Source organism: Streptomyces milbemycinicus (genome assembly GCF_002154605.1).
Taxonomy (GTDB): Bacteria; Actinomycetota; Actinomycetes; order Streptomycetales; family Streptomycetaceae; genus Streptomyces; species Streptomyces milbemycinicus.
On the sequence record NZ_MUNE01000724.1, the window covers coordinates 1 to 6620 of the forward strand.

7 protein-coding genes are annotated in these 6620 nt (G+C 71.9%); 2 read left to right on the top strand and 5 right to left on the bottom strand.

Features of this window, described 5'->3' with window-relative positions; genetic code table 11:
• The 3 genes from CCN51_RS44100 to pdhA form a co-directional block, all read right to left on the bottom strand.
• On the bottom strand, positions 1–233 hold a 233-nt coding region (locus CCN51_RS44100), incomplete at its 3' end, for a biotin/lipoyl-containing protein (RefSeq protein WP_342749420.1).
• Positions 233–1264, bottom strand: a complete 1032-nt coding sequence (locus CCN51_RS44105; protein WP_014178015.1) for an alpha-ketoacid dehydrogenase subunit beta — start codon at positions 1262–1264, stop codon at positions 233–235. The genes CCN51_RS44105 and CCN51_RS44100, both read right to left, overlap by 1 nt.
• On the bottom strand, positions 1261–2391 hold the full coding sequence (gene pdhA, locus CCN51_RS44110; protein WP_014178014.1) for a pyruvate dehydrogenase (acetyl-transferring) E1 component subunit alpha: 1131 nt from the start codon (positions 2389–2391) through the stop codon (positions 1261–1263). Before pdhA ends, CCN51_RS44105 begins: the two co-directional genes overlap by 4 nt.
• 166 nt (positions 2392–2557) lie before the next feature.
• Here pdhA and CCN51_RS44115 point away from each other — a divergent pair, with 166 nt between their 5' ends.
• Positions 2558–3046, top strand: coding sequence for an Lrp/AsnC family transcriptional regulator (locus CCN51_RS44115; RefSeq protein ID WP_014178013.1), 489 nt, complete (start codon positions 2558–2560; stop codon positions 3044–3046).
• A 42-nt stretch (positions 3047–3088) separates the two neighbouring features.
• Here the strand turns inward: CCN51_RS44115 and CCN51_RS44120 are convergent, their stop codons facing one another.
• Positions 3089–3676, bottom strand: coding sequence for a TetR/AcrR family transcriptional regulator (locus CCN51_RS44120; RefSeq protein WP_014178012.1), 588 nt, complete (start codon positions 3674–3676; stop codon positions 3089–3091).
• Entirely contained in the window at positions 3673–5229 is a 1557-nt protein-coding gene (locus tag CCN51_RS44125; RefSeq protein WP_014178011.1) for a 3-hydroxyacyl-CoA dehydrogenase, read from the bottom strand. Before CCN51_RS44125 ends, CCN51_RS44120 begins: the two co-directional genes overlap by 4 nt.
• Positions 5230–5363: 134 nt before the next feature.
• On the opposite strand from CCN51_RS44125, the gene paaN reads away from it, so the two are divergent.
• A partial coding sequence (gene paaN, locus CCN51_RS44130) for a phenylacetic acid degradation protein PaaN (RefSeq protein ID WP_086860856.1) occupies positions 5364–6620 on the top strand: 1257 nt, incomplete at its 3' end.

Below are 6620 nucleotides of genomic sequence, written 5' to 3' on the forward strand. Positions count from 1 at the left end.
ACCGTCAGCAGCGGCGCGCCGACCGGCAGTTCGGTGCCCTCCTCGCCGAAGCGGGCGGTCACCACCCCGCCGTACGGGCAGGGCACATCCACCAGCGCCTTGGCGGTCTCGACCTCCACGACCGGCTGGTCGACCGCGACGACCTCGCCGACCTCCACCAGCCAGCGCACGATCTCCGCCCCGGTGAGCCCTTCGCCCAGATCGGGCAGGGTGAACTCGCGCACCTCCGCCATCACACCGCCCTCCCCTCGGTCCACTCCGACTCCCACTGCAGCCGGGCCACCGCGTCGAGCACCCGGTCCACGCCGGGCAGATGGTGCCGCTCCAGCATCGGCGGCGGGTAGGGGATGTCGAATCCGGCGACGCGCAGCACCGGCGCCTCCAGGTGGTGGAAGCAGCGCTCGGTGATCCGGGCGGCGATCTCCCCGCCGGGGCCGCCGAAGCCCGTGGACTCGTGGACGACGACGGCCCGTCCGGTCCGGCGGACGGAGGCGCATACCGTCTCGTCGTCGAAGGGCACCAGCGACCGCAGATCGACGACCTCCAGGTCCCAGCCCTCGGCCGAGGCCGCTTCGGCGGCCTCCAGACAGACGGGCACCGAGGGCCCGTACGAGATGAGGGTGGCGGTCCGCCCGCCGGTGGCCGGGCGCCGCACCACGGCGCGGCCGATGGGGGCGACCTCTTCGGGGTGGTCGGGGGACCACTCGGCCTTGGACCAGTAGAGCCGTTTGGGTTCGAGGAAGACGACCGGGTCGTCGGAGGCGATGGCGGCGCGCAGCAGCCCGTATGCGTCGGCGACGGTGGCCGGGGCGACCACATGGAGGCCGGGCGTGGCCATGTAGTAAGCCTCGGAGGAGTCGCTGTGGTGCTCCACGCCCCCGATGCCGCCGCCGTAGGGCACCCGCACGGTGATGGGCATCGGCAGAGCGCCGCGGGTGCGGTTGCGCATCCGGGAGACATGGCTGACAAGCTGCTCGAAGGACGGGTACGCGAAGGCGTCGAACTGCATCTCGACGACGGGCCGCAGCCCGTACATGGCCATGCCGACGGCGGTGCCGAGGATGCCTGCCTCCGCGAGCGGGGTGTCCGTACAGCGGTCGTCGCCGAACTCCTTGGCGAGCCCGTCGGTGATCCGGAAGACGCCGCCCAGCGTGCCGACGTCCTCGCCGAGGACGTGCACGGCCGGGTCGGCGGCCATCGCGTCGCGCAGTGCGCGGCCCAGGGCCTGGGCCATGGTGGCGGGCTTGACCGCGGTCGTCGTCATCGCTCGCCCTCCTCCGCGGCGAGCTCCGCGCGCAGTGCGTCCGCCTGCTCGCGCAGCTGGCCGGTCTTCTCGGCGTAGACGTCCTCGAAGAGGTCCATCGGGTCCAGGGCCGGGTCCTGGTGCATCCGCGTCCGCAGATCGGCGGCCATCCGCTCGGCGGCGTCGCGCGCGGACTGTACGGCCTGGTCGTCGAGCAGGCCGCGGTCGCGCATCGCTTCCTCCAGCAGGGTGATGGGGTCGTGGGCGCGCCAGGCCTCCACCTCGGCGTCGGAGCGGTAGCGGGTGGCGTCGTCGGCGTTGGTGTGGGCCTCGAGGCGGTAGGTGACGGCTTCCACCAGCGTGGGGCCGCCGCCCGCGCGTGCCCGGCGGACGGCCTCGCCCAGGACCTGGTGCACGGCCACCGCGTCGTTTCCGTCGACCAGTCGGCCGGGCATGCCGTATCCGACGGCCTTATGGGCGAGGGAGGGGGCGGCGGTCTGCTTGGCGAGCGGGACGGAGATCGCGAAGCCGTTGTTCTGGATGAGGAAGACGACAGGGGCCCGCCACACCGCCGCGAAGTTCAGCGCCTCATGAAAGTCGCCCTCGCTGGTGCCGCCGTCGCCGACCAGGGCAAGCGCCACCACGTCGTCGCCCTTGAGGCGGGCGGCGTGCGCCAGGCCGACCGCGTGCGGCAGCTGGGTGGCCAGCGGGGTGCACAGCGGGGCCACCCGGTGGTCGCGCGGGTCGTAGCCGGAGTGCCAGTCGCCGCGCAGCAGGGTGAGGGCGTGCACCGGGTCGAGCCCGCGGACGACGGCGGCCAGGGTGTCGCGGTAGCTGGGGAAGAGCCAGTCCTGCTCGCGCAGCACAAGACCGGCGGCGACCTGGCAGGCCTCCTGCCCGGTGGAGGAGGGATAGACGGCGAGCCGGCCCTGCCGCGTCAGGGCGGTGGCCTGCGTGTTGTACCGGCGGCCGCGCACCAGCTCTCCGTAGAGCCGGGTCAGCAGGGCGGGGTCGATATCGGCCGCGGCATCGGTGCCCAGCAGGCGGTACGGCTCGGCGTCGGGCAGCAGCGGCGCGGCGTCGACCCGCGGCTGCCATGCGGGCGGGGGAGTGGGCCGATAGGCACCGGGCTGCTCAAGGACCGTCATGGCACGACCTCCTGCGGGCAGAGAGCTGATGGGGCGGGCAGGCCCCTCCCTACCGATTGTTCGGTCGATGACGCATTTTGGCTACAGGCGGCCTCAGCCTGTGGACAAACGGTTCAGCAGGACATGAGATGTGGCCAGGACGTCCATGAAGGGGAGGCGGGGCGGTATGCCGGGCGAACAGATGGCCAATCCGGACGACAAGCCTCCCGCCCGTCCCCTGGACCCGATCGACCGCGACATCCTGCGCATGCTCCGGGCGGACGGCCGCGCCTCGATACGCTCCGTGGCCGAACGGGTACACGTCTCACGCGCCAATGCGTACGCCCGCATCAACCGCCTCATCGACGACGGGGTGATCCGCGGCTTCAGCGCCCGGGTGGACCAGGAGCGGGCCGGGCAGGGCGCGTCGGCGTACATCACGTTGAAGATCGTGCAGAACTCGTGGCGCACGGTCCGTGAACAGCTCAGGCGGCTTCCGGGCGCCGCTCATATCGCCCTGGTCAGCGGGGACTTCGATGTGCTGCTGCTGGTCCACACCGAGGACAACCGCTCACTGCGCGAGCTGGTCCTCACCCGCATCCAGGCCATACCTGAGGTGCTGAGCACGCGGACGCTGCTGGTCTTCGAGGAGACCGACCTCGACTCCGAGCTCTGATGTGCCCCACCGAGGCGAACCGAGCCTAAAAAAGGGGGCCAGTCAGATGCGCAGGCCCGCGAAGGCCGTGCGGACCACCGCGTCGGCCACCTCGTCCGCGGTCGCGGCGCCGCCCCGGCTCGGCCGGTACCACTCCACAATCGAATTGATCATGCCGAAGAGCAGCCGGGTCGCCAGCCGGGCGTCCACATCCGGCCGCAGGTCGCCATCCGCCACGGCCTGTTTGACCAGTTCGGCGACCTCGTGATCGAAATCCCGCCGCCGGGCCATGGCCCACCGCTCGGTGTCCGTGTTCCCGCGCACGCGCAGCAGCAGGGTGACGTACGGCAGCTCCGTCATCAGCACCTCGGTGGTGCGCCGGGTCACATGCTCCAGCCGTTCGACCGCCCGCCCGTCGCGCGCCTCCGGCTCCTGGAGGATGCCGAACAGCCCGTCGAGGGCGCGGCTTATGGCCAGCCGCAGCAGCTCTTCCTTGCCTTTGACGTGGTGGTAGATCGACGACTTGGAGATCCCGGCGGCGCGCGAAAGGTGCTCCATGGAGGTGCCGTCGTAGCCACGCTCGTTGAACACCTCCACGGCGACCGCGAGCAGCGATTCGGGGGTGTATGTGTCGCGCTTCGGCATGGTCATGATGAGAACTGTTCTTCTTTGGCGGCCGCGCGCCGCATCAGCGATTGGGACGGGGCATAGCGGCCGGTGGGATAGGCCTGGTGAAGATTCAACAGGATGTCGCGCACCCAGCGCGCACCGAGCTCGCTCCCCCAACGCAGCGGCCCAAGAGGGTAGTTCACGCCCAGCCGCATCGCGGTGTCGATGTCCTCCGGGCTCGCCACCTGGCGCGCGGCGGCGTCCATGGCGAAGTCGGCGAGCATCGCGACCGTACGGGCCACGATCATGCCGGGGACATCCTGGATGACGCTGACCTTCTTCCCGAGCGCCTGGAAGAGCCCGGTCGCGGCCCGCACGGCCTCGGGAGAGACGGTTTCGCCGGGGGCGAGGGCCATCCGGGTGGCGGTGCGGTAGTCCAGCGCCAGGTCGAACCAGATGCACGGGACGGGGGAACCGACGGTGGCCGACGAGCCGTCGGTGAGAGCCAGTCGGGTGCCGTCGGGCAGGGCGATGAAGCCTCCGGGCGGGGCGCCGGCGCCCGGGTCCTCCCGGGTGACCGTGATGCCCGCCTCCTCGATCAGCCGCGGCAGCTCGCCCGCCGGCCCCGATCCCGACCCCGGCCGTCCCATGTGGACCGCGACCATCGAAGGGGCCCGGCACGGCTCGGCGGTGTGCGGCTTCGGGGACGGCGCGCCCTCGGCGTAGTCGTACCAGCCCCGGCCCGCTTTGCGCCCGTACAGGCCCGCGTCGACGAGCCACCGCTGGGCGAGGGACGGGGTGAACTTCGGGTCGTGGAACATCGCGCCCCACACCGACCGGGTGACGGCCTCGTTCACGTCCTGTCCGATCAGGTCGGTCAGCTCGAACGGGCCCATCGCGAACCCGCCGCACTCGCGCAGCACGGCATCGACGGTGGCCGGGTCGGCGGCGCCCTCCTCGTGGACGCGAAGGGCCTCGGCGTAAAAGGGGCGGGCGATCCGATTGACGATGAAGCCGGGGGTGTCGGCGCAGCGCACCGGGGTCTTGCCCCAGGCCGCGACGGTTTCGTACGCCCGGTCGGCGGCGGCCTGGTCCGTGGCGAAGCCGCGGACCACCTCGACCAGCGGCAGCAGCGGTGCGGGGTTGAAGAAGTGCAGGCCCAGGAGGCGGCCGGGGCATCGCAGGGCGCCCGCGACGGCGGTGACGGACAGGGAGGAGGTGTTGGTGGCGAGCAGACAGCCGTCGGAGACGACCGATTCGAGGGCGGTGAACAGCTGCTGCTTGGCGCCGAGGTCCTCCAGGATCGCCTCGATCGCAAGCTCCGCGTCCGCGAGCCCGGCGAGCCCGGCGACCGGGGTGAGCCGGCCCAGGGCGGCGTCCCGGGCGGCGGGTGCGAGCCGTCCCTTGTCGACCAGCCGCTCCAGGCGGGCGGCGATGGCGTCGGCGGCCTGCGCGGCGCGGCCGGGAGCTGCGTCATAGAGCCGTACGGGGTGCCCGGCGACCAGCGCGACCTGCGCGATTCCCTGGCCCATGGTGCCGGTGCCGACCACGGCGACGGTGCCGGCGGGGTCGATCCTCCGGTCGATCGCAGTCATGCCGCTGATCCTCTCGGACGAAGTTATCCACAGGTGCGCCAGGCCCTCTTGTCCCGACCGATCGTTCGGTTACTCTAACTCTGTCGTCGTTCCCCGCTCAGCTCAATCCCAGCTCGACGAGGAGTTGGTCAGTCGTGACCGCCGGACTCACCACAGCGCAGTTGACCGAGCAGCACCGCCCCACCCTCGACCAGGCTCTGGAGGCCATCCGTACCCGTGCGTACTGGTCGCCGCACCCCGAGCACCCAAAGGCTTACGGAGGGGCCGACGCGAGCGGGCGGGAGAGCCTGAGCCCCGCCGAGGGCCAGGCGGCCTTCGACGAGCTCCGCGGCCGGCGCTTCGAGCTGGACCAGCCCGGTGCGGACGGCTGGACCGCCACCGAGACCTCGCCGTACGGCATCGAGCTGGGGGTGGAGTATCCGCACCCGGACATCGAGGTGCTGCTCCCGGCGATGCGGGCCGGGATGCCGGCCTGGCGGGACGCGGGTCCCGAGGCGCGCGCCATGGTCTGCCTGGAGATCCTGGCCCGGATCAGCGCCCGCTCGCATGAGTTCGCCCATACCGTCATGCACACCAGCGGTCAGGCATACATGATGGCGTTCCAGGCCGGCGGGCCGCACGCCCAGGACCGCGGCCTGGAGGCGGTGGCCTATGCCTTCGCCGAGCAGACGCGCACCCCCGCCGCGGCCGAGTGGACCAAGCCGCAGGGCAAGCGCGACCCGCTGCGGCTGCGCAAGACCTTCACGGCCGTCCCCCGCGGCATCGCCCTGGTCATCGGGTGCAACACGTTCCCGACGTGGAATGGCTACCCCGGCCTGTTCGCCTCCCTGGCCACGGGAAACGCGGTATTGGTCAAGCCGCACCCCCGGGCCGTGCTGCCGCTGGCCCTGACCGTCCGGGTGGCGCGCGAGGTGCTGCGGGAGGCCGGCTTCGACCCCAACCTGGTGGCCCTCGCCGCGGAGCAGCAGGACGAGGGCCTGGCCAAGGTCCTCGCCGTCCGCCCCGAGATCCGCGTCATCGACTACACGGGCTCCACCGCCTTCGGTGACTGGCTGGAGACCCATGCCCGCCAGGCCCAGGTCTTCACCGAGAAGGCCGGGGTCAACACGGTCGTGATCGACTCCACCGATGACTACCAGGGCATGCTGGACAATCTGGCCTTCTCCCTGTCCCTGTACTGCGGCCAGATGTGCACCACCCCGCAGAACCTGCTCATCCCCCGGGACGGCATCGCCACCGACGCCGGCCCCAAGTCGTACGACGAGGTGGTCGCCGATCTGGCGGCGGCCGTCGAGCGGCTGCTGGGCGACGACGCGCGGGCGAGCGCCCTGCTCGGCGCGATCGTGAACCCCGGGGTCAAGGAGCGGCTTGAGGCCGCCCCCGGCCTCGGC